The sequence below is a fragment of the Colwellia sp. MB3u-45 genome (genome assembly GCF_014077005.1).
In the GTDB taxonomy this organism is placed as follows: Bacteria; Pseudomonadota; Gammaproteobacteria; order Enterobacterales; family Alteromonadaceae; genus Cognaticolwellia.
Genome location: NZ_JACGVC010000043.1, coordinates 85,337 through 111,426, shown reverse-complemented (window position 1 = coordinate 111,426; position 26,090 = coordinate 85,337). Strand labels below are relative to the sequence as shown.

21 protein-coding genes and 1 pseudogene are annotated in these 26,090 nt (G+C 40.1%); 17 read left to right on the top strand and 5 right to left on the bottom strand.

The features are described from left to right. The first annotated feature begins 85 nt into the window (after positions 1-85). Positions 86-1,384 (top strand): phosphopyruvate hydratase, encoded by a 1,299-nt coding sequence (gene eno / locus H4J41_RS05230; protein ID WP_182136163.1) that lies wholly within the window; start codon positions 86-88, stop codon positions 1,382-1,384. A gap of 370 nt (positions 1,385-1,754) precedes the next feature. Beyond that, positions 1,755-2,972, top strand: coding sequence for a serine hydrolase (locus H4J41_RS05225; protein ID WP_182136162.1), 1,218 nt, complete (start codon positions 1,755-1,757; stop codon positions 2,970-2,972). Positions 2,973-3,123: 151 nt separating this feature from the next. On the opposite strand, the gene upp is transcribed toward H4J41_RS05225, so the two are convergent. Then, a complete protein-coding gene (upp, locus tag H4J41_RS05220; protein WP_182136161.1) occupies positions 3,124-3,750 on the bottom strand; it encodes a uracil phosphoribosyltransferase in 627 nt (208 codons plus the stop codon). A 281-nt stretch (positions 3,751-4,031) separates the two neighbouring features. On the opposite strand from upp, the gene H4J41_RS05215 reads away from it, so the two are divergent. From H4J41_RS05215 to rpoS, 10 genes and pseudogenes are all read left to right on the top strand, one after another. Next, positions 4,032-4,760 (top strand): hypothetical protein, encoded by a 729-nt coding sequence (locus H4J41_RS05215; protein WP_182136160.1) that lies wholly within the window; start codon positions 4,032-4,034, stop codon positions 4,758-4,760. Between the two features lie 90 nt (positions 4,761-4,850). Continuing rightward, complete coding sequence (ftsB, locus tag H4J41_RS05210) at positions 4,851-5,156, top strand: cell division protein FtsB (protein WP_182136159.1); 306 nt, start codon at positions 4,851-4,853, stop codon at positions 5,154-5,156. Continuing rightward, positions 5,156-5,872, top strand: a complete 717-nt coding sequence (ispD, locus tag H4J41_RS05205; RefSeq protein ID WP_182136158.1) for a 2-C-methyl-D-erythritol 4-phosphate cytidylyltransferase — start codon at positions 5,156-5,158, stop codon at positions 5,870-5,872. The genes ftsB and ispD overlap by 1 nt, the downstream gene beginning before the upstream one ends. Position 5,873: 1 nt before the next feature. Continuing rightward, positions 5,874-6,347 (top strand): annotated as a pseudogene (gene ispF, locus H4J41_RS05200) (2-C-methyl-D-erythritol 2,4-cyclodiphosphate synthase); the annotation flags it as partial. Next, positions 6,333-7,598, top strand: coding sequence for a tRNA pseudouridine(13) synthase TruD (truD, locus tag H4J41_RS05195; RefSeq protein WP_259365555.1), 1,266 nt, complete (start codon positions 6,333-6,335; stop codon positions 7,596-7,598). The pseudogene ispF and the gene truD, both read left to right, overlap by 15 nt. A gap of 1 nt (position 7,599) precedes the next feature. Continuing rightward, entirely contained in the window at positions 7,600-8,352 is a 753-nt protein-coding gene (surE, locus tag H4J41_RS05190; RefSeq protein WP_182136157.1) for a 5'/3'-nucleotidase SurE, read from the top strand. Further along, complete coding sequence (locus H4J41_RS05185) at positions 8,349-9,026, top strand: protein-L-isoaspartate(D-aspartate) O-methyltransferase (protein WP_182136156.1); 678 nt, start codon at positions 8,349-8,351, stop codon at positions 9,024-9,026. Before surE ends, H4J41_RS05185 begins: the two co-directional genes overlap by 4 nt. A gap of 3 nt (positions 9,027-9,029) precedes the next feature. After that, positions 9,030-9,608, top strand: a complete 579-nt coding sequence (locus tag H4J41_RS05180) for a YqaA family protein (protein ID WP_182136155.1) — start codon at positions 9,030-9,032, stop codon at positions 9,606-9,608. A gap of 28 nt (positions 9,609-9,636) precedes the next feature. Next, positions 9,637-10,473 carry a peptidoglycan DD-metalloendopeptidase family protein gene (locus H4J41_RS05175; RefSeq protein WP_182136154.1) on the top strand — a complete coding sequence of 279 codons (837 nt, stop codon included), beginning with the start codon at positions 9,637-9,639 and terminating at the stop codon, positions 10,471-10,473. Positions 10,474-10,558: 85 nt separating this feature from the next. Further along, positions 10,559-11,485: an RNA polymerase sigma factor RpoS gene (gene rpoS, locus H4J41_RS05170; RefSeq protein WP_182136153.1), complete on the top strand. Its 927-nt coding sequence runs from the start codon at positions 10,559-10,561 to the stop codon at positions 11,483-11,485. Between the two features lie 848 nt (positions 11,486-12,333). On the opposite strand, the gene mutS is transcribed toward rpoS, so the two are convergent. Next, entirely contained in the window at positions 12,334-14,901 is a 2,568-nt protein-coding gene (gene mutS, locus H4J41_RS05165) for a DNA mismatch repair protein MutS (RefSeq protein ID WP_182136152.1), read from the bottom strand. Between the two features lie 342 nt (positions 14,902-15,243). On the opposite strand from mutS, the gene recA reads away from it, so the two are divergent. The 5 genes from recA to H4J41_RS05140 all read left to right on the top strand — a co-directional run bounded on the left by recA (position 15,244) and on the right by H4J41_RS05140 (position 20,074). Continuing rightward, positions 15,244-16,314, top strand: a complete 1,071-nt coding sequence (gene recA, locus H4J41_RS05160) for a recombinase RecA (RefSeq protein ID WP_182136151.1) — start codon at positions 15,244-15,246, stop codon at positions 16,312-16,314. A 315-nt stretch (positions 16,315-16,629) separates the two neighbouring features. After that, positions 16,630-17,730, top strand: a complete 1,101-nt coding sequence (locus tag H4J41_RS05155) for an XdhC family protein (RefSeq protein ID WP_182136150.1) — start codon at positions 16,630-16,632, stop codon at positions 17,728-17,730. 85 nt (positions 17,731-17,815) lie between these two features. Continuing rightward, complete coding sequence (locus H4J41_RS05150; RefSeq protein ID WP_259364588.1) at positions 17,816-18,319, top strand: GNAT family N-acetyltransferase; 504 nt, start codon at positions 17,816-17,818, stop codon at positions 18,317-18,319. Between the two features lie 419 nt (positions 18,320-18,738). Continuing rightward, the gene (locus tag H4J41_RS05145) at positions 18,739-19,428 is read left to right on the top strand and encodes a pseudouridine synthase (RefSeq protein WP_182136179.1); all 690 of its coding nucleotides are present in this window, start codon (positions 18,739-18,741) and stop codon (positions 19,426-19,428) included. A gap of 373 nt (positions 19,429-19,801) precedes the next feature. Beyond that, positions 19,802-20,074, top strand: coding sequence for a hypothetical protein (locus H4J41_RS05140; protein ID WP_182136149.1), 273 nt, complete (start codon positions 19,802-19,804; stop codon positions 20,072-20,074). Between the two features lie 242 nt (positions 20,075-20,316). Here the strand turns inward: H4J41_RS05140 and H4J41_RS05135 are convergent, their stop codons facing one another. The 3 genes from H4J41_RS05135 to mfd form a co-directional block, all read right to left on the bottom strand. Next, entirely contained in the window at positions 20,317-20,607 is a 291-nt protein-coding gene (locus H4J41_RS05135; RefSeq protein ID WP_182136148.1) for a DUF1244 domain-containing protein, read from the bottom strand. A gap of 53 nt (positions 20,608-20,660) precedes the next feature. Then, positions 20,661-22,325 (bottom strand): CsiV family protein, encoded by a 1,665-nt coding sequence (locus H4J41_RS05130; protein ID WP_182136147.1) that lies wholly within the window; start codon positions 22,323-22,325, stop codon positions 20,661-20,663. Between the two features lie 175 nt (positions 22,326-22,500). Further along, the gene (mfd, locus tag H4J41_RS05125; RefSeq protein ID WP_182136146.1) at positions 22,501-26,010 is read right to left on the bottom strand and encodes a transcription-repair coupling factor; all 3,510 of its coding nucleotides are present in this window, start codon (positions 26,008-26,010) and stop codon (positions 22,501-22,503) included. Positions 26,011-26,090: the final 80 nt, after the last annotated feature.

Genomic DNA, 26,090 nt, shown 5'->3' with positions numbered 1-26,090 from the left:
TGCTACGGTTTTTTTTAAGCAATTTTAACCTTTAATTTAACGTTTATAACCTGCCTAGTCTAGCTAGTAAGGAATAAGGAACATAATGTCTAATATTAGTAAAATTATCGCACGCGAAATCATGGATTCTCGTGGCAACCCAACAGTTGAAGCTGACGTGTATTTAGAGTCGGGTGCTTGGGGTCGAGCTGCTGCTCCTTCTGGCGCATCAACTGGCTCTCGTGAAGCACTTGAATTACGTGACGGCGACAAATCACGTTACTTAGGTAAAGGTGTATTAAAAGCCGTTGCTGCGGTTAACAATCCGATTGCTAACGCATTGAAAGGCAAAAGTGCTTTAGAGCAAGCAAACATAGATCAAATCATGATTGATTTAGACGGCACAGAGAATAAAGAAACCTTCGGTGCTAATGCTATTCTTGCTGTTTCTTTAGCGAATGCAAAAGCGGCTGCAATGGAAAAGAAAGTACAATTATTTGAGCACATTGCCGATCTCAACGGTACGCCAGGTCAATACTCACTACCTTTACCTATGATGAACATTATCAATGGCGGCGAGCATGCTGACAATAACGTTGATATCCAAGAATTTATGGTACAACCGGTTGGCGCGAAAAGCTTTAAAGAAGCGCTACGTATGGGCGCTGAAATTTTCCATGCTTTGAAAAAAGTATTGTCTGCAAAAGGTTTAAATACCGCTGTGGGTGATGAAGGTGGTTTTGCCCCTGATTTAGCCTCAAATGCTGATGCCTTAGCAGTCATTAAAGAAGCGGTTGCCGCGGCAGGTTACGAATTAGGTAAAGACGTCACCTTAGCGATGGATTGTGCTGCTTCTGAATTTTATGATGCAGAAAAAGGCATTTATGACCTAAAAGGTGAAGGCAAGCAATTTACGGCCAACGAATTCTCTGATTTTTTAGCAAGTCTTTGTGAGCAATACCCGATCATTTCAATTGAAGACGGCTTGGACGAGTCAGACTGGGATGGCTTTAAATACCAAACCGATCTACTTGGCGATAAAGTGCAAATTGTTGGTGATGATTTATTTGTCACTAATACTAAAATATTAGCCCGTGGTATTGAGCAAGGTATTGGTAACTCTATCTTAATCAAATTCAACCAAATTGGTACATTAACAGAAACCTTAGCAGCGATTAGAATGGCGAAAGACGCTGGTTTTACCGCCGTGATCTCACATCGCTCAGGCGAGACTGAAGACTCAACTATTGCTGATTTAGCCGTAGGCACAGCCGCAGGACAAATCAAAACCGGTTCTTTATGTCGTTCAGACCGTGTTGCTAAATACAATCAGTTATTACGCATTGAAGAGTTTTTAGGTGATAAAGCTATATTTAACGGCTTGTCTGAAGTCAAAGGCCAATAATCATAAACTTTTTGTGTGATGACGCTTATGTTTGCCAGTTGGGTTATTACGTGTGGTAGCAAAATCCCGCGGCTAATTTAAGCGATATTGAATATTAAAAAACCACTCAAATGAGTGGTTTTTTTGTGACCATCAGGCTTTAAGCCGACTCTTAATTTTGGTACGACTTACCTTGCCTGCACCACAGTGTTCAAATATAGCGCCTTTACTGAATGTTATACTTGTGAATAAGTCGTCGGATTTGCCAGTATTTATGATTTTAGCACAATCATCATTATGATCTAAAAATAAAGCTCATGAAATCAGTTTGTTATGTTTGGCCTGTATCTTGCTGATGCTGATGTTGTATTTTAAGCCATAGAGCTAAACCATGAAAAAAGCTGTCCTTATTATTTTGTTATTGCCACTGCTTTGGTATCTCTTGCCTAAGCAGAAAGCGCTGAGCGATGAGATAGAAAATATTGAAAAATATATCCCTGCTTTGATGCAAGAAGCCGCTATTCCCGGTTTAGCCATAGCTAAAATTTCAAACGCTAAAGTCACTTTTTTACAAGTGTATGGTAAAGCTAATGTCGAATTGAACACAGCAGTGACACAAAATACGTTATTTAATATAGCCTCTATTAGTAAGCCGATTATGGGCTTGGTGTTGTTGCAGTTGGTAGAACAAGGAACATTAGCTTTAGACCGAGACATTAACGACTATCTGCCATTTAAAATCGATAATCCTCATATAACTCATGAAAAAATAACCCTAAGACATTTGGTTACCCACACCTCAGGTATCGCGGATTATTATGATGTTGACAGTTATGCCATTAATAAAGATGCTGATATTTCATTAGAACAACACCTTAAATCCTTGTTAACCCCAACAGGAAAAAACTATAACCAAGGGCAATATTTTTTAAATAATGCCCCAGGTGCTAAAAGGAAATACAGTAATTTAGCCGCCGGCCTAGCCGGATATTTAGTCGAAGTAACAACCGGTATCACCTTAGCCGAATATAGTCAGCAACATATCTTTCAGCCATTAGGTATGCAGGATACCCGTTGGTTATTACATGATTTGTCACTAGCACAAATTGCTGTGCCCTATGAGGTTGAACAGTGTATTCCATTTCTGGCTATTTGCAGTGACACTGAATCGGCCGAGTTAAACTTGTTTATTAGTGGTTATTTTAATCCAGCTTCAGAAAGTAAGCGTTTTGTCGCTTATCCTCACTTTGGTAACCCACAATATCCAGATGGTGGTATACGTAGCAGTATTAAAGATTTGAGTAGGCTGTTAGTTGCTGTGCTAGAAAATAAAGACCCATTGGGTAATAAGCTGCTGTCAGATGCTATGTATGAAGAAATGCTAAGGTTACAATTACCTAAGGATATTTCTGATAAACAACGTTTTTTTTGGCGAGATAATAGCATGGGATTAATCGGGCATATGGGCGCTGATTTAGGGGTTTTTACTGCCTTATATTTTGACCCTAATAAGAAAGATGGTTTTATTATTTTGATGAATAGAGGTATGGACAATAATGCTGCGATAGCGATGAAAAAAATAGCTAATAAACTGGTCGCAATGCCGTAGTTAACGAATAAACAGGGTTACCAATCGCACACTTGAGTTTTTTCGACCACTTTTTAAATACTATATTCGATGTTTGTTATCGCAACAAAAATTGAGCTAAACACCTTAAAGATGCTGCAGATAGCACCTTTAAGTCGCTGAGTTATAGTAACTACTTAGTGCCAAAAATTTTATCACCCGCATCACCTAAACCTGGCAATATATAACCTGCATCATCTAAGTAGTCATCAATAGCTGCGGTATAAAGCTCAACATCAGGGTGTGCTTTTTCTAACGCGGCTATACCTTCTGGCGCAGCCACTAAAACTAGGGCTTTGATATGGTTTGAACCACGCTCTTTTAATAAGTCGATTGTGGCTATCATAGAGCCGCCTGTCGCTAGCATGGGGTCAATCACTAGGGCGAGACGTTCTTCAATTTGCCCCGCTAATTTTTCAAAATAAAACACTGGCTCTAGTGTTTCTTCGTTACGATACATACCAACAACAGAGATACGTGCGCTAGGAATCAGCTCTAAAACGCCGTCCATCATGCCTAAACCTGCACGTAAAATAGGGACAACGGTGACTTTTTTACCTTTAATTTGTTCTACTTGAATTTCACCATTCCAACTATTGATGGTTCTAGTTTCTAATTCAAGGTGCTTAGTGGCTTCATAGGTTAATAGACAGCCAACTTCCGAGGCAAGTTCGCGAAAACGCTTGGTACTTATATCGGCTTCACGCATTATGCCGAGTTTGTGTTTAATTAGGGGATGCTTTACTTCAATTACGCTCATTATTTACTCCAAAACTGGCGGGGAAACTATTTTTATATTATACCCAAACCACTTGTAAATGCTCGTTTGGTCTAAAATTTAAACTCATGTTGGTGCAGATTTGTTTAACCGCTGTCGTACATCTTTAAAAAATACCGTTAAAAATAATAGCCCTGTATAAGTCGTTAGTACCCGTCATGCTATAGGTAAAACAATGCGCAGATCAGCTTTAGCGATTTTATCTTTAACCACAATCAAGTATGCTTAAATTATCAGCGTTAATTCAAGTAGTCATTAAATTCATGGTCATTCAATCATTATTATGGCAATCACAGCAGCAGTCATCAGACTTTGCTGAGCTGTGTAATGCCCTTTATGAACGAGAGTTAATCACCTTAGCCCGCAATGAATGTTTAGCGCTAGCAAGTTTACAAGGCAGAATTAAAAGCTTACCTCATTATGTTAAACGTACAGCATTCGCGTTATTAAAGGCACAAACACCACTGGCATTAGATATTCAAAATGCCAGTTGGTTAGCTAAGCAAGTGGCTAGGTCACCTGAAATAAGCCAATTGTCGGCTTATGATGAAACTGTTACTGCTTGGTATAAGAGCCAAGAGTTAGTGCATGGTTTAGTAGTGCCTATCGCGTTAAATGGCCATATTGTGCTCGATTGTATCGACCGAATTGATTTAGAAAAACAGCGATTTCGAACCAATGTTTATGGCTGGTTTTACTTAATGGATAACGAAACGGTCAGCGCTGCAAGTAACAGGGCAAAAAATGAGGGTGACAGAGCAAGTGAGGCAGACATTGAAGCAGATAGTGAGGCAGAGAGCGAAGTAACTCGTCATAAAGTGAATTTACTCAAGCCAACGAAAAAAGTAATGAGCGCAGCCTGCGCTGGGCATCGTTGGAAAGATGGTCAAAAACTGCAGCCCATTATGCCTTCATTGCGAGAATTATTATTGTCTTGCACCATTAATTGGCGTAATTTCAAACAACCTAGGGTAAATTTGCCTGACAATTGATTTTAAATCTTGTTGGGTGTTTACAGCAGACGGTACGTATTTATAATAGCGTATCAATATTATCTCTTCGATATCAACTTTAGATACATTATGCGGCTGATCACGACAGTTTTACTACTTTTTCTGGTACTTTTGCAATACCGACTTTGGTTTGGTAAAAACAGTGTGCCTGATTATCTAGTATTAGAAGAAGAAGTAACTCGCCAGCTCGCCAATAACAATAAGCTAAAGCAACGTAACAAATTACTTTATGCTGATACTGACGATTTAAAATCTGGCACGGAAGCGATTGAAGAACGTGCTCGCCATGAATTAGGTCTGATCAAACAGGGCGAGACATTTTTCCGCGTCATTCCTAATGATGACGATGCCGACAAGAAGGAACGATTGCGATAATGAGTAACTTATTAGGGCATTTTACTGTCGTAGTGCCCGCTGCAGGTGTTGGCAAACGCATGCGTTCGTCTTGTCCAAAACAATATTTAACCATTGAAAACATAACTATTTTAGAACATACCGTTCAGCGTTTACTCAGCCACGAGGCAATTTCTCATGTCATTATTGCCCTAGGTGAAAACGATGAATATTTTCCTAGTACCAGTTTAGTTAATCATAAAAATATTACCTGTGTTACGGGTGGCAAAGAGCGTGTTGATTCGGTACTTGCCGGTTTAAAATATTTACATGCTGGTCAAGAACAATGGGTGTTGGTGCATGATGCCGCCAGGCCTTGTGTTCGACATCAAGACTTAACTCGCTTAATTAACTACTGTCTTAAAAACGATCATGGCGGCTTATTAGCAAGCCCTGTTCGCGATACCATGAAGCAAGCGAATACCGAGCAATTAGTAGCAAGCAGCTTAGATCGTAGTCAAATGTGGCATGCGCTGACGCCACAAATGTACAAAACGCTTGAACTAACCGCAGCTATTACTGCGGCTTTAGCAAAAGGGATCAGTATTACCGATGAATCATCAGCGATGGAAGCATCGGGTTTTGCAAGCGGTTTAGTCAATGGCAGCAGTGACAATATAAAAATTACCCAGCCAGAAGATTTGTTTTTAGCTGAATTTATTCTTAACCAACAAAAAATAATTTACAATCAGAGGTAGTATGCGAATAGGTCACGGGTTTGATGTTCATCAATTTGGTGGTGCAGGGCCATTAGTTTTAGCGGGTGTTGTTATTCCGTATGAATTTGGTTTTATTGCTCACTCTGATGGTGATGTGGCTATTCATGCCTTATGTGATGCCATTTTAGGGGCATTATGTTTAGCCGATATTGGTAACCATTTTCCTGATACTGATGACCAATACGAGAATATATCGAGCCGTATTTTATTGCGCCATGTGGTTGGCTTAATGCAAGGAAAAGGCTACGGCTTAGGTAATGCGGACATTACTGTTTGTGCGCAAGCACCAAAAATAGCACCGCATCTTTTAGCCATGCGTGAATGTTTAGCACAAGATTTACAAGCAGATATCGAACAAGTCAATGTCAAAGCAACTACCACTGAAAAGTTAGGCTATGTGGGTCGCAAAGAAGGCATTAGCGTGCATGCTGTTGTCCTATTGATCAAAACTGAACCTAACAGTAAGTTAAATACAGTTGCAGAGCCGATTAAGCAAGACAAAAGAAAAGTACCAAAGCCCGCTGTTCAAAGTGAATTGAAAGCACCAGAGCCAGCCGTTCAAAGCGATAAGCCAGTAGCTGAGCCAAGCCAATCTCCCTTGCCTGAATTTTCCTATTTATATGGTAAACCAAAATCGACCGGCTTGTTGCGTCGTCATAGGTCAGACTTTAAAGTATTTGAACAAATTCCCTTTGAACCTTGTGGTGAAGGTGAACATCTTTTTATTCATATTCGAAAAACTGGCGCCAATACCGCTTTTGTTGCCAAGCAACTAGCGCAATATTTTTCCGTGAAAGAATCGTTAGTTTCCTATGCGGGTTTAAAAGATCGCTTTGCGGTCACTGAGCAATGGTTTGGTGTGCATGTGCCCGGTAAGCAAAGTTATGATTTAAGTGACTTAAACATCGAAGGTGTTGAAGTTTTATCCTATAAACGCCATAACAAAAAATTGCGTATTGGCGGTTTAGACGGTAATCGTTTTGAAATCACCTTACGTGACGTGACTGAAATTGACGAGCTAATAAGACGTTGGCACGTAGTGACTAATTTTGGCGTACCAAACTATTTTGGTGAACAACGCTTTGGTATCAATGGCGGCAATATTGAAAAAGCCTTAGGCTTATTCTCCGGTCAAAAAGTTAAAGACAAGAAAAAACGTGGTATGTATTTATCGGCTGCACGTTCATTGATTTTCAACCAAATGGTTGGCCAACGCATCGAACAACAAAAATTCGACCGCTTAATGAATGGTGACGTCTTGATGTTAGCGGGAACACAGTCGGTATTTCTCGCTGATGTCATCGATGAAAGTCTACAAGCACGATTAGTTGAACATGACCTAGATATTACGGCCTCTATGTGGGGAGCGGGCGAATTAATGACCACAGGCGATGCGCGTATTTTTGAGCAAAGCATCGGCGATGGCCAGCCAGAATTTTGCGAAGGTTTACCGCGTTTTGGTTTGAAGCAAGAACGTCGACGTATTCGCTTAACGATTAAAGACACTAACATTAGTGTAGATAACGATGTTGTAACCTTGTCATTTTTCTTGCCATCAGGTGCTTATGCCACCACCATTATGCGTGAGTTAATCGACTATAAAGATATGACCGAGCGGGTTGATGTTAGTGCAGCCAGGCACACAGCGGCTGCAACTAAAACCCAGACTAGCGCAGTAGATAACAACAAGGAGTTAAAAAGCTAACATGAGAATATTACTGAGTAATGATGACGGTGTTCATGCTGATGGCATTAAAGTGCTTTTTGACGAATTAGCCAAAATATTTGATGTAACCGTAGTTGCGCCCGATAGAAATTGCAGTGGCGCAAGCAATTCGTTAACACTACTGAATCCATTACGAGCGCAGACATTAGAAAATGGCTTTATTTCTGTCAATGGTACACCCACTGATGCCGTGCATTTAGGTGCCGCCCAATTAATGCAGCCAAAACCTGATTTAGTGGTGGCGGGTATTAATCACGGTGCTAATTTAGGTGACGATACCATTTATTCTGGCACGGTAGCCGCGGCAACAGAAGGGCGCCATTTAGGTATGCCTGCAATAGCGGTATCACTAGTGTCTTCAGATCCCAAACACTTTCAAACTGCTGCCGTTGTTACCGCCAAGTTTATTGAGCGCTTGCAGTTGCACCCGCTGCCAAGTGATCAAATTATTAATATTAATGTACCTGATGTGCCGCTAGATGAATTAAAAGGTATTCAAGTCACACGGTTAGGTAACCGCCATAAAGCGGAAACCATGAAAAAGGTGCAAGACCCTTGGCAACGTGATATTTATTGGTATGGCCCATTAGGAAAAGAACTTGATGCTGGCGTGGGGACTGATTTTCATGCCATAGCCAATGGTTATGCATCAATTACCCCATTAACCATAGATATGACCGCTTATAAAAGCCTGGCAAAAATGACCGAATGGATTAATGAACTTTCACTATGAGACAAAGTAATATCAATACCCGAGTAGGCAGTAATATCGGCGGAAAGTCGAGTCGAAGTGGAGAATTACTGGCACAAAAACTATTGGCTGAAGGCATCAAAAATCAACAAGTATTACAGGCGATTGCCCGTTCGCCTCGGCATATTTTTGTGCCTGAAATTCTAGCGCATAAAGCCTATGACAATACGGCATTACCGATTGGCCAAGGGCAAACCATATCACAACCCTATATAGTGGCAAAAATGTCAGAGCTGCTACTTGCTGATGGCGTGCCAGACAGCATTCTAGAAATAGGTACGGGCTCTGGCTATCAAACCTCCATATTGGCGCAGTTATCAGCCAAGGTGTTTACTGTTGAACGTATTAAGTCGTTGCAATGGCAAGCAAAACGAAGATTACGCACGATGGATTTACATAATGTGGCAATGAAACATGGTGATGGTTGGCAAGGTTGGCACAGTAAATCCCCGTTTCAAGCCATTATAGTGACGGCGGCACCCAAAGAAGTGCCAGCGGCATTACTAGCCCAGCTAGCTGATGGCGGTCGCTTGATCATTCCTGTTGGTGAACAAAACCAAGTTTTAAAATTAATTACTCGTCATGGCGATGAATACAAAGAGCAGCAAATTGAAGCTGTTCGTTTTGTTCCTCTGGTACCTGGCGCTTTAGGATAATTTGTGAAAATATTTTCTGCATTATATGAATGGACACTTAAGTGGGCTGAGCATAAGTTTGCCCCTAGAATTTTAGCGATACTGACCTTCGCTGAGTCGGTTTTTTTCCCTATTCCACCCGACGTTTTATTAGCCCCTATGGTACTGGCGCAGCGCGATAAAGCCTGGCGTTTTGCCACCATAACTACCGTTGCTTCAGTGCTTGGCGGAATGGTAGGTTACGGCTTAGGTTATTTGATGTTTGAACCTTGGATCCAACCCTTAATTACTGAGTTTGGTTATCAGGCGCGCTTTGATAAAGCCATGTTGTGGTTTAGTGAATGGGGTGTGTGGGTGGTATTTATTGCTGGTTTTTCTCCTATCCCTTATAAGTTATTTACCGTGAGTGCTGGCTTTTTAAATATGGCATTTTTACCCTTCTTATTAGCGTCATCGATTGGTCGCGGCATGCGATTTTTCCTGGTAGCTGGTGTTATTCGTTGGGGCGGAGCGCCGATGGAACAAAAAATTAGACAATGGGTTGATGTCTTAGGTTGGTCGGTTGTTAGCGCTATTATTATTGCCTATATTGCGACACGATAAGGACGTTATTTTTGTTATGACGAGATGGATGCAAGGTAACTTATTTAGCACTAATAACCTACTAACGCTAATAATGATATTAGCGTTAAACGGCTGTTCAAGTCGTAATAAACCTGCACCTGTTGTTGACGTACAAGGCTCTCTTCCTCTTAGTCAAAGACTCAAAAATAGCGTCAGTGGCACTGAGTATATCGTTAAGAAAGGTGAAACTTTATATTCAATAGCATGGCGTGCAGATGTCGATATTCGTACCTTAGCGAAGATCAATAATATCAAAGCGCCATACAATATTTATCCGCAACAAAAATTAAAGTTAACAAAAAGTAAATCTAATGCTAACTTAAAAAGTCAAAAAAATAAGACCTTCAATACGTCAAAACAAAAAGTTATAAAAAAACCTATTGCACAGAAGAAAAAGCAGGAGTATGGTAAAAATGTAGCTGATCAAAAAAGCATCAAAAAAGTTCAGCAACACACTGCATTTTCACAAAAAATTAGAAAATGGCGGTGGCCTGCGAAAGGAAAAGTTATTCATAATTTTTCCACCGCAAAGCAAGGAAATAAAGGAATCGACATTGCGGGGCGACGCGGTGATTCGGTGAAAGCAACTGCAGATGGAAAGGTAGTTTATGCCGGTGATGCGCTACAAGGATACGGCAAGTTAGTCATCGTTAAACATAACGAAGATTATCTCAGCGCTTATGCTCATAACGATCACATTCTAGTCAAAGAACAGCAAGTTGTAAAAGCCGGTCAAGTGATTGCCAAAATGGGTGATACTGACGCTGAAAGAGTCATGCTTCATTTTGAAGTTCGCTTTCGCGGGAAATCAGTTAATCCTATGAAGTATTTGCCGAAACAATAATAATAAAAATTTACCAATAATAACTCGAGGTTAATGTGAATAATTAGTCAGTAAATTTAGCTAATGCTAAATAGGGAGATATAACATGGGCATAAAAAAACAAATAGAATGTTCTGATCTTGCAGTGAAAGAAAAGCCAAAAAGCACTGGGGTAGAAGTACCTGAAGAGAGCCCGTCTAATTTAGATGCAACACAAATATATTTAAGTGAAATAGGATTTTCACCATTATTAACCGCCGAAGAAGAAGTCTACTTTTCTCGCCTTGCCTTAAAAGGTGATGAACGCTCTCGCAAACGTATGATAGAAAGTAATCTTCGTTTAGTGGTAAAAATTGCTCGCCGTTATAACAATCGTGGCTTACCTTTATTAGATTTAATTGAAGAAGGTAACCTAGGCCTAATACGTGCTGTTGAAAAATTTGATCCGGAACGAGGCTTCAGATTTTCAACCTATGCGACTTGGTGGATTCGACAAACCATTGAACGCGCCATTATGAATCAAACTCGCACTATTCGATTACCTATTCATGTGGTCAAAGAACTTAATATTTACTTACGCACAGCCCGTGAGTTAGTGCAAAAGCTTGATCATGAGCCAACGGCTGAAGACATTGCTTCTGAGCTTAACGTACCCGTGGAAAGTGTTAGTAAAATGCTGCGCTTGAACGAACGTATTGCTTCAGTTGACTCGCCATTTGGCGGTGAAGGTGAAAAAGTTTTATTAGATGTTATTCCAGATGAAACAGCTGGTAGCCCGGAAACAAAATTACAAACCAATGATATTAAACATAGCATTGTCGATTGGCTGAATGAACTTAACTCTAAACAACGAGAAGTACTAGCAAGAAGATTTGGCTTGCTAGGCTATGAAGCCGCAACATTAGAAGATGTAGGTGTCGAAATAGGCTTAACACGCGAACGTGTGCGCCAAATTCAAGTTGAAGCATTAAAACGTCTGCGTGATATTTTAAGTCAACAAGACTTGTCGATTGAAGCGCTATTTCGAGAGTAGTGCGATAGTCAAAAGTTCAGTGAATAAAAAAAAACCAGCGATAGCTGGTTTTTTTTAAGGTTACATTTCATGAGTAATGTAGCTGCCTATGCACTTACATCAGGAGGTCATTTTAAGACCTAATTACCATCGGCAGCCGATGTTTTTTGTAGGTCGGACTTCAGTCCGTCAACCGTGTAGCGAGTAATTAACTCGATGGGCCAACAATATTAGCAGCAGCTGTTTTTTGTAGGTCGGACTTCAGTCCGTCAACCGTGTAGAAAGCAATTAACCCGATGGGCCAACAAATATCAGCAGCAGCTGTTTTTTGTAGGTCGGACTTCAGTCCGTCAAACGTTTAGCGAGCAATTAACTCAAAGGACCAACAAATATCAGCAGCAGCTGTTTTTTGTAGGTCGAACTTCAGTCCGTCAAACGTTTAGCGAGCAATTAACTCAAAGGACCAACAAATATCAGCAGCAGCTATTTTTTGTAGGTCGGACTTCAGTCCGTCAAACATTTAGCAAGCAATTAACTCGAAAGACCAAAAAATATCGGCAGCAGCTTTTTTTTGTAGGTCGGACTTCAGTCCGTCAACCGTTTAGCGAGCAATTAATTCGATGGGCCAACAATATCGGCAGCAAATATTTTTCGTAGGTCGGAATTTTGCCAACAACGCTTAAATTTTATTTAACTTGATGAACTAAAGTCCAAGATTGAAGCTACATAGTGCCAAGAGTGACAATATAGGGTGAGTAATCCTTCTTCTAAGTCGGTATTGATGCTGTCAGCTCGCACAGATTAAAGCCGATCTACACTTTAATCTGTGCCGCCAAAAATAGGCATGCTAATGTAAATAGTCCCCTTTTTTAAATTAATTCTTTTAATTTATATAATAAATCTAAGGCCATTTTAGGGCTTAAGTCGTTCACCTCTGTTGCACTTAGCTGTTCAACAACCGGGTGTTGGCTATCCATGAGAGACAGTTGTTCAAAAGCTTGGGGAACAGCACTCATCACCGAAGGTGCTTGCATATTTTCAAGTTCAGCTAAACGTTGTTTTGCCCGCACAATGACACTTTTTGGTACGCCAGCAAGTTGCGCCACCTGTAAACCAAAACTCTTACTTGCAGCACCTTCTTGCACTGTGTGCATAAAGACAATGCTGTCACCATGTTCAACAGCGTCTAGATGAACATTCGCTAAAGTATCAATTTGTTCAGCCAGTAAGGTTAACTCAAAATAATGGCTAGCAAAAAGCGTGAAAGCTTTCGTTTTTATCGCTAGCATTTCAGCACAGGCCCAAGCCAGTGATAAACCGTCATAGGTACTAGTGCCTCGACCAATTTCATCTAACAAGACTAAACTTTTATTGGTGGCATTATGCAAAATGTTAGCGGTTTCTGTCATTTCTACCATAAAAGTTGAACGACCACTGGCTAGGTCATCAGAAGCGCCAATACGGGTGAAAATTCTATCTACCATGCCTATTTGGGCGGCACTTGCTGGTACATAACAGCCTATATGTGCCAGTAGCACAATTAACGCTGTTTGGCGCATATAGGTAGATTTACCGCCCATGTTAGGGCCAGTAATAATCAGCATTTCTCGGCTGCTGTTTAGCACTACTGGATTAGCAATAAAGGGCTCAGCGGTCATTTGTTCTACAACAGCATGACGTCCAGCTTCGATATTAATACCGCTGGCTTCTTGCAGTATAGGTTTAACATAATTTAAGCTTTCGGCCCGTTCGGCAAAAGTATTTAAGACATCAATTTCAGATAGCGATTGCGCAAGGAGCTGCAATTTTTCTAACTCAGGTAATATTTGCTCAAATAACGCTTCATACAAGCGCTTTTCAAGGGCAAGAAATTTACTTTGCGCGGAGAGCACTTTCTCTTCATGTTGCTTCAATTCGTTAGTAATAAAGCGTTCGTTATTTTTTAAGGTTTGTCGACGAATATAATCATCAGGTACATCAATGGCAGAGGTGCGACTCATTTCTATATAGAAACCATGGACTCTATTATAGCCAACTTTGAGTGATTGAATGCCGGTACGTTCTTTTTCGCGTGCTTCAAGTTGGGCTAAAAACTCGGTTGCACCATCGCTTAAATCTCGCAGCACATCTAATTCGTCATTATAACCTGGGGCGATAACGCCACCGTCACGAATTAATACCGGTGGGTTTTCCACAATAGCTCTTTCTAATAGTGCTTGTGTTGTCGGTATAGGCTGACACTGTTCAACCAATGTCGCTAAATGCGGTTGAGTACAGCTATTCATAAGTGTTTGCAAATCAGGTAAATGCATTAAGGCATTGCGTAAACGTGCAAAGTCGCGCGGGCGAGCTGATCGCAAAGCAATACGGGAAACAATACGTTCAATGTCACCAAATTGCTTTAAGTTAGCGTTGAGTTCAAAGGGTAAGTCTTGCTGTAAGATCTCTTCAATTGCATTTTGACGATTATTTAGTGTATTTAGCTCGCGCAGTGGAAAGTGTAACCAACGCTTTAGTAATCTAGAACCCATGGGGGTAGCGGCTTTATCAAGAATTGCGGCTAGGGTATTTTCATTACCACCTTGCAGGTTTTGGGTTAATTCCAAATTACGGCGAGTGGCGGCGTCAAGGATAACGGCAGTCGATGAGCTTTCACCAATAATGGCTCTAATATGCGGTAGTGCAGTACGCTGACTATCTTTAACATATTGAAATAAACAACCTGCAGCAGCGATACCTAGCGGTTTATCTTCAACGCCGAAGCCCGACAATGACTGAGTACCAAATTGTTTATTGAGTAAGGTTTTACTGGTGTCTAAATCAAACTCCCAATCGGGGCGTCGACGCAAACCTTTGCGACCAGCAATAATGCTAGTGGCGACTAATGATTCGGGATATAACAATTCTGCCGGTGATAAACGTTGTAGCTCGGCTTGAACTTGCTCTTCAGTTTTAGGCTCAACCAGCACAAAACGGCCACTGGTCATATCTAAATAAGCTAGGCCAAAACCTTGAAGTGTTTGATGAACAGCAACAATCAAATTGTCTTGTCGGTCGCTAAGCAGCGCTTCATCACTGACTGTGCCAGGTGTAACCACACGTACTACCTTTCGCTCTACTGGGCCTTTGCTAGTCGCCGGATCGCCAATTTGTTCACAAATAGCGACTGACTCACCTAATTTGACTAACTTAGCTAAATAGCCTTCCACCGCATGATAAGGCACGCCAGCCATTGGAATAGCATTACCGCCAGTTTTTCCACGTGCAGTTAATGAGATATCAAGCAAATCAGATGCCTTTTTAGCATCATCAAAAAAAAGTTCATAAAAATCCCCCATACGATAAAAAATTAAAATATTAGGAAATTCCGCCTTAATAGTCAGGTACTGACGCATCATAGGGGTGTGAGAGGAAAGGTCTTTTGTTATTGTTGTCATTGAACTGCCGTAACTAAAATTGATGAAGGTATTAAGGGCATAGATTATGCCATAATGCAGGCGATCAAATCTTTCTATTTTTGAGAAAAATGCTCAGTAAGCTAATCATATAAAACCACTATTTAACGACTAATAACTGTATTAGTAACTTTTCAAGTTAAAAATTTATAAAGTTACTTATGTTAATAAAACCGTTATTTTTCAATAGTTAAAATTTATAAATTATTTTATTTTTATATCTAAATAAAATAATTTAATAAAAACCTTGATACTGTACGACTATACAGTATACTTTGCTTCATCAAAACGAATTAAGCACCTAAACCCCTCGTGGAGTAGTAAATGGACGATAACAAAGAAAAAGCATTATCAGCTGCCTTAAGCCAAATCGAACGTCAATTTGGTAAAGGCTCCATCATGAAGTTAGGTGACAATAACACCATGGACGTTGAAACAATTTCTACCGGTTCATTAGGATTAGATATTGCTTTAGGTGCTGGTGGCTTACCTCTAGGTCGTGTTGTTGAGATTTATGGTCCAGAGTCAAGTGGTAAAACAACGCTGACCCTTGAAGTTATTGCTGAAGCACAACGTAATGGTAAAATTTGTGCATTTGTTGATGCTGAGCATGCACTTGACCCTGTTTATGCGGCAAAATTGGGCGTAGATATTAACGAATTGTTGGTTTCTCAACCGGATACCGGTGAGCAAGCGCTTGAAATTTGTGACATGTTAACTCGCTCAGGTGCTATTGACATTATTGTAGTCGACTCGGTGGCTGCGTTAACACCAAAAGCTGAGATTGAAGGCGATATGGGTGATTCACACATGGGCTTACAGGCTCGTATGTTATCGCAAGCCATGCGTAAATTAACCGGTAATTTGAAAAAATCAAATACCATGATTATTTTTATCAACCAAATTCGTATGAAAATTGGTGTAATGTTTGGCAGCCCAGAAACCACAACAGGTGGTAACGCCTTAAAATTTTATGCTTCTGTGCGTTTAGATATACGCCGTATTGGCGCCGTTAAAAATGGTGACGAAATTATTGGCAATGAAACACGTGTTAAAGTGGTTAAAAATAAAATAGCGCCACCTTTTAAGCAAGCTGAGTTTCAAATACTATATGGTGAAGGTATTAATAGTTTAGGCGAGTTAGTTGACCTTGGCGTTAAAAATGAAATGGTTGAAAAAGCCGGCGCTTGGTATAGTTATAAAGGCGACAAAATTGGTCAAGGTAAAGCAAACGCAGCTAAGTATTTGAAAGAAAACCCTAAAATAGCAAAAGAAATTGATACACGTTTACGTGAAGCGTTATTATCAAAAAATAAACTGCCTGAAGAGGCTGAAACAGATAAACCAGCTAAAGCAGCTAAAACAACTAAAGCCACTGAAGAAGTTGTTAAATAATTCTTAGCGAGTTTTACTTTTAATGAAAAGCCACTGTAAAGTGGCTTTTTTTTAATATAAAAAGTGGTGTATGATCAGAAAACTGCCAATCTTAGCCATCTTGTTAGTTACTCCAGCATTACTCTAATGACATGTTTTCATCTAAACATATGACTGCACAGCATATTCACCGGCATGTCAGTCGATGTTAAAAGCTACGATTTTGACCGATACACTGAGTAAACAGATACAAATTTGACGTTTTTTAACTTTGCCTAACTTGTTATAATAAATTAAAGACCCGTGACCAGCTCTCAATAACTTTAAGGTTTACCATTGCTTAATAATCACTCTCATTATTCCCTGCTTGAACATTACTTAAATCATAGCGAAAAACTTGAGTGGGTAATTGCCACTATAGTAAATAAAGCGGGCTCAAGTTATCGCTCCCCCGGTGCTATTATGCTGGTTAATAGCGTGGGACAATCGCTTGGTTTAGTCAGTGGCGGCTGCTTAGAGGCCAATATTGTTTTACATGCGAAAAAAGTATTTGATAGCAAGCAAGCCCATTACGTTGTATACGATATGCTAGAAGAAGATGGTTATGCAGCAGAGCTAGGCGTAGGCTGCAAAGGTAAAATAGGCGTATTATTACAATATGTCACAGCTGCACATCAAGTATTATTTGCCGAGCTTTTTAAGCGCATGCAAGAGGGGCAAGCAAGCTATTTACAACAAACATTTTTAACTGATGAATCAACACCGCAGGCGTTAAATAACATCAGTTTGTTTGATAATATTGGCCAGTTATTAATAACAACAGCTCAGGGGCAAGAAAGCGTTAAGCATGATGTCCTAAGGCAGATGATAAAACAGGATACAGCGCACAGCAATATCACCATTGGCGAAGATCAGCTGTCGATAACCAAAATATCGGCACCAACTAATTTATGGATTTTTGGTGGTGGCTCAGATGCCATTCCTTTAGTGTCGATGGCGGCGCAGATGGGCTGGCGGGTAACGGTTGTTGATCATCGCTCTAGCTATGCCCGCAGCAGCAGCTTTAAGCAGGCCTCAGAAATCTTTAGAATTCATCCCAACGACTTTTCTCAAATAGCGCAATTTCGCCAACTTGATGCCGCCGTGTTGATGACGCACAATTTGAATTTGGACGCTGCTTGGTTAAGTTTGCTGCATGAAAATAACGTTGCAAAATATATTGGTTTATTAGGCCCGACTGAACGAAGAGGTAATGTTGAAATGCTTGCTAATATTGAAGACAGAGCTTGGTTAATGCGTCATGTTAATGGCCCGGTTGGCCTTGATATTGGTGGTGAGTTGCCTGAGTCAATTGCCTTGTCTATTTTAGCGCAATGTCACAGTGTTTTGCATCATCGCAGCGGTTTAGCCTTGTCAGGTAAATTTATTAATACTTAAGTTTATTAATACGTAAGCTCATTTTCTATCAACTTTCTATCAACTTTATATCAAGGCCTAATGGCTAATTTATTCAGGCTAGGTTATGTTCCTGATAGGAAGTATCCCTGTCGCATGGCATAAGGCGAATATGTATTTATCTCAACCATCGGATGAAAACTTAACTGAACTGATGTCGTGGTTTTCCAGCGAAGAAGAATTAAGTCTTTGGTCAGGACCTAATTTTAGCTTCCCATTTGACTTTAATTCTTTTAAGAGTGATTTGAAATTAGAGTCCTTGCCGTCATTTGCCTTACTTTCTGCGCAAGCAGAGTTGTTAGGGTTTGGGCAGTATTATTTGAGACTAGGTAAGTGCCACCTTTGCAGACTGGTGATTAACCCTAGCTTTCGTGGCCATGGTATTGCCACGCATTTAGTTCAGCAATTAAGTGTTAGAGGAAAAGCTGATTTAAACACCAATTCGTGTTCATTATTTGTTGTGCAAAATAATGGCAGTGCAATTAAAACTTATGAAAAAAGTGGATTTACTTTTGCGTGCTACCCCGAAAAAATAACCTTGAAAAATTGCTTATATATGATTAGTGATTAGCTGTATTTGACATGCAATACCAATTTCATTAATTAGGTGGTCTACTTTATATGCAGGAAAAATGGCCAAATATAAGGCATTTATTTAATAACTAGTTGTTCTAATTATTAAATAAATAACGCAGTAGTTGGTTATTTTAACCAATAGAAATGATCAGATAATTAGTGAGATTGGTATAAATAGCGCTAGGTGAACTTAGTCAGTTTAATTGTTGAGTAGCTAATATGTCGGTGTTTTGTGCATTCACCTAACCAAGGCTAGTTATCGTGTATCCTTCTATACTGTCCAATGTAATGCAATCCAAGCTAGTGCTAGTGAATTTTTTTGTAATGCTTGTACACGCTAGCCTTGCTAAAAATATTCAAATAGCGATAATAGCGGCGCCTTTATTTCATTACCTTTTAGCGATATTACTGACTATGCGTCTCGACAAATTTATTTGCAAAAGCACTGAACTTACCCGCACTGAAGCTAAAAAATTGCTTAAAATGAGCAAAGTAACGGTGAATGATGTGGTAATTAAAGACCCTGCCACACAGGTGGATGAAGATGATTATATTTGCATTGAAGACGAAGCACTTACTGCGCGTAGTTTTCGGTATATCATTTTGCATAAACCCCTTGCTACCATTTGCTCTAATGTTGATGAAATTTATCCCTCGTTATTACATTTAATTGCTGTTGATAAGGCATTTGATATGCACATTGCTGGCCGCCTAGACGCTGACACTACAGGGTTAGTGCTAATTACTGACGATGGTCTCTGGTCGCATAATATTATTTCACCTAAGAAACAGTGCGAAAAAGTTTATCGTGTGTGGCTACGTGACCCGCTGAAAAATACTACGGCAGAGAAGTTTACTCATGGCGTGCAGTTGCAAGGTGAAGATGGTTTAACTCGTCCTGCAACGTTAGAGCAAGTTGCTGAGAAAGAAGTCTTATTGACCATAACCGAAGGTAAATATCATCAAGTTAAACGCATGTTTGCAGCGGTTGGTAATCAGGTGCTGGGTTTGCATCGCGAGCAAATAGGGCCAGTAAAACTGGCTGATTTACCCTTAGGTGAGTGGCGTTATTTAAATACCGGGGAAGTCAGTGCCTTTCTATAAACGCTTAGCTTTAGTTATTGCAGATGATTACTATTGGTTATTTGCATAAATTTTTTCTTACCCTGCCGGTTGATAAAAGCACAGTGGTAGCTTGTTTTTTAATTGCAATGGTTAGCGGCTAGCTAATCAAGCGCCTTACTCTTACTGCCCTTCACTCATCTGCTTCACAAACCTCTTATAGCAAAGTTTTATAAATAACTTTTCAGTAGCAATTACTTCTTTAGCCTTGCTGCGCTCGACTCTTCTTAAAACTAAAACTAAAACTTCAGCAAGGATCTATTGTGGCTTAAAAAAGATTAAACTTTTACCACTAACTGCCGATTAATTAACCAGAGGGTTGTAACTACTATTAATAAGGGAGTTGAGAATAGTTATGGATGTTTTTGCAAGTTTATTGCCGGCCAGTTTTACAGCCAAAGCAGAGCGTTTGGAAAAAGACAGCCGTGAGAAACAACAACAGCAGAGAAAAAAAACGCCTAATTCTTTGACTGAGCAGTTGAAAATTACAATAGCTTGTTCAACGCTATCTGAAGATGAGCGCCGCTCTGGCGGCGATCGGCGTCAACAACGATTTAAACGAGGGCGTTGGTTGGAGTCACGTAACCGAAATGATCGCAGAGCTACAGCATTGAACGTGATCGTTTAAATTTGGCTTTAACCTAAACCTAAGCCCGAACCTTAAACCAAGCATTAAGTACCTAGCGGTGATCATTTATTCGCTTAAAGACCAGGCTGTAGTGCTTCTACTTAGCGTAATATTGTCTGTTTATGCTGATACTTTTACATACCACTGACAATAACTAAGTACTGCAAGATACAGCCCGACAGATTTCATTCTTGTAATAGGCCAGGGTAGCGTATTAATCGCCTAGAAAAATCGAGCTAAAATTATTTCTTTGCGTTTAACTGGTTAAATTTCGCTAGCTGTTCATCTGTTGCCGGCAGTTGATGTTTCTCTTTCCACTCATTATATGGCATGCCATAAACCTGTTCGCGTGCCGTATCAATATCGACGTTAACACCCAACTTTTCAGCTTCAGCCACTGTCCATTTAGAAAAACAGTTACGACAAAAGCCGGCAAGGTTCATTAATTCGATATTTTGTACGTCTTTACGATCATCTAAATGCGCGAGTAAACGACGAAATACCGCCGCTTGAATTTCAATTTCTTTATCCATAGTATCCTCGAAAGTGTTATTGGTAAAAATATAATGAAGCCATTAATCAGTCTCTAAAGACTTTCTTTAGGCGCAGGCTCTTGTTCTGGTTCGGGCTCTGGTTTTGTATAAGGTCTAATTTGCACTATCATGCCCATGTAGGGGTGGTCGAAATAATGCACTTCGCCACTTATAACACGTCGGTTTTGTTGAAAACGAATAGCTTTGGCCTGTATTGGTGTCGACGTATTTGCTGCGCTATTTAGATTTACATCAGTGGGTAACGTTGGGGCTAATCTTGCTGTGGCCAGTTCTGCTAAGCTTTTATCTAAAATATTAAAATCAGCGGTAATAAATAAATAATGTTTTAAATGAATATTGAAAAACCCCTCAATAAACCATTGTTGAATAGGCGCTATTGGTGGCGTATTTTCTGTTACCGCTAAGGGCATTTCATCAGTAAGTTTTAGCGATAAGTCTTGTTGGTCAAGTGCTGCTAATAGTTCGTCGGTGTTTTCGTTTACCTGTGCTATTTGCGCAATAATTTGTTCGAGACGCGCTTTTTTAGCTTGTTGTAGCTGTTCAGTTTGGTTTTGCACAGGTGAAGGCTCAAGCAGATTTTTCTTGCTAGTTTCTGTAAGCAAGTGGCTTCTTTGCTGATTTTTTTGCTCGTTGAATTTAGTTAATTGTTTTTGGTAAGGGATAACAAAATTATCACCGGCATACACTTTCACGGGCACAGATTGTTTTTCAGGTCGAGCAACTTGTCGCCAGCCCATATGCAACATAGGGCGAAAGTTTTTGCTATACCTTAAGTCTTGAATAATATCATTAAGCTGTAATGAGTTTTTGCTCAGCAAATGTGTTTTATTGTTGTCGATATGTTCTGGGCCATCAATCAATAATGGCACTTTATCAACAGAAAAGCCGTGATAGTCAAAGTCAGGATTTTCGACTTGATAGTCAGCAAAGTATGCTGGGTCAATTCGGCATAATAATATGGGCTCAGTTTTGGCTGGATACTGAAATTTAAGCGCTTGAAATTCTTGTTCAGCTGCTAGTACTAAACGTTGAATATTTGCCTGCTCTTCATCAGACAAGGTGGTTGGTAAGGCTATGGCATTGATGTAACTGTTGCTGGTGGTCTTATTATTATTGATAATCGCGTTATTAATGGTAGCGTCACTAATAGCAGGATTATTCTCTGGGTCGGCACGAGCAATTTCACGGTTTAGCCCTGCATTATTTAGTCCGGTATTGTCGGTAAAAATATGTCGACTAGCCGTGTCATTATCTGCTGAAAGCTGTGTCACATTGTTGTTAGAATCAAGCAGGTTGGTGCTATCTTGCCCTAAACCTATAACTTGGTTTGACACCGAAAGCTCTGGCGTTAATTGTGCTATTTGCACTAATGATTTTTCATTAAAAAGCGCAGGGAGTTTGGCATTTTTTTTCGCTAAATCCCCGACATAGTGTGGTGAATCACATTGGGGTAATAGTTGCTTTAACGTGCGAATGTCAGGGTTTAAATAGCGGTTGAGTAAATCTTCCACACGTTGATGTTTTGGTAATTCACTGCTGTCTGGAAAGTTTTCTTTTAACTGGCTTTTATCACCTAATTGGCTAAAAAGAATAATTTCGACATCAAACCATCGGTCATTATTTTCTTGTGTCGTCGCATTTAAGGTTAGTGGAAATGTTAAGACGGCAGAACATAAAAATAGTTGAGTTAATTTCATTCAGTATCCAGTTAATGTTTATTTTACCCAGTGATAATAGCAAAGGTTGATCAATACTTATATTGTCAATCCGTTCTCAATTAGTTATCAATTACTTATCAATCAATTCTCAATCAGTTATCTGTTAAATATAAAAGATAACTAGGCTAGCTTTACGTATTGATCATTGCGGTGTTTAAGCACACAGGTGATTTGCCAATTCGTTCAGCATGGTAGCGATTAAAATAAAGCGAGATTTTGCATCTTCGGTCACTTGCTTAAATTTCAATTTATTCGCACCTTCCATTTTATATATTTTCGGTTGTTGTTGAATTAAGCCGATGATAAACATAGGGTCTACTTTAGTTTCGCTGCTAAATTCAAATGAACCACCAGCAGGGCCTGCATCAATGCGGGTAATACCCATTTTTTGTGCTTTAAGTTTCAGCTTGGCGATATGCACTAAATTTTTTGCTGCTTGTGGTAATAAGCCAAAACGGTCTATCAGCTCAACTTGCACGTCGTCGAGTGCTTGTTTATTTTTACAACTGGCAATACGTTTATATAAACTTAAGCGTAAACTTACATCGAAAATATAGTCATCGGGTAATAGTGCCGCTACGCGTAAATCTACTTCAGTTTGAGTTTTTGTCACTTGGTCGAGCGACAATTCTTTACCTTCTTTTAGTGCGGTAACGGCGGCATCAAGCATTTCCATGTATAAGGTATAACCCACTTGGCTCATTGAACCACTTTGATCTTCGCCTAATAGCTCACCGGCGCCACGAATTTCTAAATCGTGAGTCGCCAAAGTAAAGCCGGCCCCTAAGTCTTCTAATGAGGCGATGGCTTCAAGGCGTTTTTTTGCATCTTTGGTCATACGTTTTTCATGCGGGGTTAATAAATAGGCATAAGCTTGATGATGTGATCGCCCAACACGGCCACGTAATTGGTGTAGTTGTGCTAAACCTAAGTGGTCAGCTCGATCCATAATGATGGTATTAGCGGTGGGCACATCGATGCCAGTTTCAATAATGGTGGTACAAACCAGCACATTATAACGTTGGTGATAAAAGTCGTTCATCACACGTTCAAGTTCGCGCTCACGCATTTGTCCATGAGCGGTAATAATTTTCGCTTCGGGTAATAATACTTGAATGTCTGCAGCGGTTTTATCTATGGTGTCGACATTGTTATGTAAGAAGTAGACTTGACCACCACGCAATACTTCCCGCAGGATTGACTCGCGAATTAAGGCGTCATCGCGCTCTCGTACAAAGGTTTTTACCGCTAATCTTTTTGCTGGTGGTGTGGCTATTATTGATAAGTCGCGCATGCCGCCCATGGCCATATTTAAGGTGCGTGGGATTGGGGTTGCGGTTAGTGTTAAAATATCTACGTTTGCCCGCAGCTGTTTTATTTTTTCTTTTTGTTTAACACCAAACCTATGCTCTTCATCAACCACTAAAAGCCCTAGATCTTTATATTTTATGCTATTTTGTAAAAGCTTATGTGTACCAATTAAAATATCTATTTGGCCAGATTCAACTTCTTTGACAATAGCGTTTTGTTCTTTAGCGGTTTTAAAGCGTGATAAAACTTCAATGTTAACAGGCCAATTGGCGAAACGGTCACGAAAACTTTCATGGTGTTGTTGAGCAAGCAGGGTAGTTGGCACTAATATCGCTACTTGTTTGCCATCGTTGACCGCAATAAAGGCCGCGCGCATGGCGACTTCGGTTTTGCCAAAACCGACATCACCACAGACTAATCTGTCCATCGCTTTTGGCGATAACATGTCGCTAATGACCGCATTGATGGCTTGTGCTTGATCAAAGGTTTCTTCAAAACTAAAACTGTCTGCAAAAGCGCGATAATCATCTTTATTTCGTTTAAAGCTATAACCATGGTTGCTGGCGCGTTTGGCATAAATATCTAACAGTTCAACGGCTACGTCACGTACTTTTTCTGCCGCTTTTTGCTTGGCTTTACTCCAACTATCGTTACCCAGTTTATGTAACGGTGCGTGGTCAGCATCGGCGCCTGAGTAGCGGCTAATTAAATGTAGTGAGGCAACCGGCACATATAATTTGGCTTCTTTTGCGTAACTGAGCATTAAAAATTCTGTGGTAATACCACTATTTTCAATGGTTTGTAAGCCCATATAGCGACCAATACCGTGATCAATATGCACCACAGGTTGGCCAATACTTAACTCGGCTAAATTTTTAAATATTGCGTCGTTTTGAATTTCTTGTTGTTTATTTCGACGGCGAGTTTGACGGACGCGATCGCCGAGTAATTCAGCTTCTGTTATTAAGGCAATGGCATTTTTTTTCGCACTGCCTTTGGCTTGAAAAATAAAGCCGGCACTTAAAGCGTTAACCGTAATACCAATGAGCGCGTCACTGTTAACAAAGTCTTCAATACTCTTAAAGATACTTGGCTTGGTTTGATTACGCTCTAGTAGCTCTAATACACTTTCACGTCGACCTTGGCTTTCTGCAACAAATAAGAGTTTGCTTGGTGTTTCTTTGCTGTTAACAAAATTATTGAGTAATTCAAATGGCTGCTTTAATTTATGATCTATGGTCAGATCTGGCAAGGTGTGTACGTCAAATTGCACTTGTGATGCTTTTAATTCGTCTTCGATGACTTCGGGTTTTAAATTGATGCGATCAAAAGGTTTTAAGGCACTGTAGAGCTCTTCACTATTGAGAAATAAATGCTTTGGTGGCAATAGTGGCCGAGTGGGATCATAGCGTCTGTCTTCATAGCGATAGTCAATATCGGTCCAGTAATGGGCTAAGGCTTTATCAATATCGCCACTGATAATTACTAAGGTATTATCAGCAAGGTAATCACATAAGGTATTGGTTTGCTGAAAAAACAAAGGCAAATAATATTCTATGCCTGCGGGCATAATGCCATTACTGACTTGGTGGTAAATAGATGCTTTGTCAATGGTGCTGGTAAATTGTTCGCGGTATTGGCTGCGAAATAAGTTAGTGCCGTCAGTATCGGTTGGGAACTCATGCGCGGGCAATAAATTTATGCCCTCTATTTTGTCGCTAGAACGTTGATTTTCTGGATCAAATAAGCGGATTTCGTCAATTTCATCATCAAAAAAGTCTAAACGGAACGGTGTTTTACTGCCCATAGGAAAGATATCAAGAATGGCACCACGAGCAGAAAACTCACCGTGTTCCATTACTTGTTCAACACAGCGATATCCGCTGGCTTCTAGGCTTTGTCTTAACTGATGTAAATCTTTTTTATCGCCTTTTTGGATGATTAAACTATTGGCTTCAATGTATTGTTTTGGTGCTAAACGTTGCATTAAAGTAGAAATGGGCACAATAACAATGCCTTTATCCATACGCGATAATTGATACAAGGTGGCTAAACGCTGGGAAATAATATCTTGGTGTGGCGAAAAAGTATCGTACGGCAAGGTTTCCCAATCAGGAAATAAACAAATAGGTAATTGAGCTTGTTGATTTAAGCTGGTTAGTTCTTGCTCTAAGCGCAATGCCGATGGCGTATCATGAGTAAGTAGTAATATGGGCTGTTGCGTTGATAACGCGCCGTGAAAAATAGCGACAGTGGCACTACTACCGGGTAGGTTTTGCCAAACTTTTTTATCGGCACTTTTACCCCGGCCTTTAGCTAATACCGGATTGAAGAGATTAACATTTTTGCTCATGACTGCTCGTAATTTAATTGCGTTGAAAAGAAACCTAGTGAAGCATTTTACTGAACCGTGACCTTGGTGTTTTTAAACTT

What these genes read in the sequence shown, in the direction of transcription:
- H4J41_RS05175 (WP_182136154.1), top strand. Translation starts at nt 9,637, where the DNA reads ATGCAAGGTAACTTATTTAGCACTAATAACCTACTAACGCTAATAATG.
- eno (WP_182136163.1), top strand. Translation starts at nt 86, where the DNA reads ATGTCTAATATTAGTAAAATTATCGCACGCGAAATCATGGATTCTCGT.
- H4J41_RS05135 (WP_182136148.1), bottom strand. Translation starts at nt 20,607, where the DNA reads ATGGATAAAGAAATTGAAATTCAAGCGGCGGTATTTCGTCGTTTACTC.
- H4J41_RS05185 (WP_182136156.1), top strand. Translation starts at nt 8,349, where the DNA reads ATGAGACAAAGTAATATCAATACCCGAGTAGGCAGTAATATCGGCGGA.
- ispD (WP_182136158.1), top strand. Translation starts at nt 5,156, where the DNA reads ATGAGTAACTTATTAGGGCATTTTACTGTCGTAGTGCCCGCTGCAGGT.
- ftsB (WP_182136159.1), top strand. Translation starts at nt 4,851, where the DNA reads ATGCGGCTGATCACGACAGTTTTACTACTTTTTCTGGTACTTTTGCAA.
- mutS (WP_182136152.1), bottom strand. Translation starts at nt 14,901, where the DNA reads ATGACAACAATAACAAAAGACCTTTCCTCTCACACCCCTATGATGCGT.
- H4J41_RS05150 (WP_259364588.1), top strand. Translation starts at nt 17,816, where the DNA reads ATGTTCCTGATAGGAAGTATCCCTGTCGCATGGCATAAGGCGAATATG.
- mfd (WP_182136146.1), bottom strand. Translation starts at nt 26,010, where the DNA reads ATGAGCAAAAATGTTAATCTCTTCAATCCGGTATTAGCTAAAGGCCGG.
- upp (WP_182136161.1), bottom strand. Translation starts at nt 3,750, where the DNA reads ATGAGCGTAATTGAAGTAAAGCATCCCCTAATTAAACACAAACTCGGC.
- H4J41_RS05225 (WP_182136162.1), top strand. Translation starts at nt 1,755, where the DNA reads ATGAAAAAAGCTGTCCTTATTATTTTGTTATTGCCACTGCTTTGGTAT.
- H4J41_RS05140 (WP_182136149.1), top strand. Translation starts at nt 19,802, where the DNA reads ATGGATGTTTTTGCAAGTTTATTGCCGGCCAGTTTTACAGCCAAAGCA.
- rpoS (WP_182136153.1), top strand. Translation starts at nt 10,559, where the DNA reads ATGGGCATAAAAAAACAAATAGAATGTTCTGATCTTGCAGTGAAAGAA.
- H4J41_RS05215 (WP_182136160.1), top strand. Translation starts at nt 4,032, where the DNA reads ATGGTCATTCAATCATTATTATGGCAATCACAGCAGCAGTCATCAGAC.
- recA (WP_182136151.1), top strand. Translation starts at nt 15,244, where the DNA reads ATGGACGATAACAAAGAAAAAGCATTATCAGCTGCCTTAAGCCAAATC.
- H4J41_RS05130 (WP_182136147.1), bottom strand. Translation starts at nt 22,325, where the DNA reads ATGAAATTAACTCAACTATTTTTATGTTCTGCCGTCTTAACATTTCCA.
- H4J41_RS05145 (WP_182136179.1), top strand. Translation starts at nt 18,739, where the DNA reads ATGCGTCTCGACAAATTTATTTGCAAAAGCACTGAACTTACCCGCACT.
- surE (WP_182136157.1), top strand. Translation starts at nt 7,600, where the DNA reads ATGAGAATATTACTGAGTAATGATGACGGTGTTCATGCTGATGGCATT.